At 73.2% G+C, this 619-nt stretch carries 1 protein-coding gene; it reads right to left on the minus strand.

What is annotated here, in order from left to right:
* Positions 1-619: FAD-dependent oxidoreductase (locus AC1DQC_RS19970; protein ID WP_477052970.1), on the minus strand; the 619-nt coding region annotated here is incomplete at both ends.

A 619-nucleotide genomic window follows, 5' to 3' on the forward strand; every position in this document is an offset into this window, starting at 1 on the left:
GGGTTGCCCTCCACGACGCGCCTGTCGAGGTGGGGCACCGACATCGGCGGGGCACCGACGGAAGCCTGGCTGTAGACCTTCGCGTCGTGCCGCGCGACGACGTCGGGGTTGCCGGTGCGCAGGAACTGCGCGCCGAGGGGGAAGACCGCGTAGCCGCGGACCTCCGGGACCCTGGCCTTCTGCAGGAGCTTGAGGGCGTACCCGCCCGCGCCGACGAAGACGAACCGGGACCTGATCCCGAAGCGGTCGCCGCAGCCGCGGTCGCGGCCCGTCACGGTCCACAGACCGTCGGCTCCCCGGGAGAGCCCGGTGACCTCGTGTCGCAGGCGGACCTGCGCCCCGCGGGCCGTCATCGCGGCGGTCAGGGCGTGGGTCAGCGCGCCGAAGTCGACGTCGGTACCGCCGGCGTACCGGGTCGCGGCCATCGACTCGGTGCCGGCGCGGCCGTCCATGAGCAACGGTGCCCATCGGCGGATCGTCTCGGGATCCTCGGTGTACTCCATCGCCGAGAACAGCGGCGAGCGCCGCAGGGTGGCGAACCGGCGGCGCAGGTAGTCGACGTCGCGGTCGCCGAAGACGACGTCCATGTGCGGCGTCGGGCTGATGAACGATGCGGGCG

The organism is Cellulomonas sp. P4_H12, assembly GCF_056400905.1.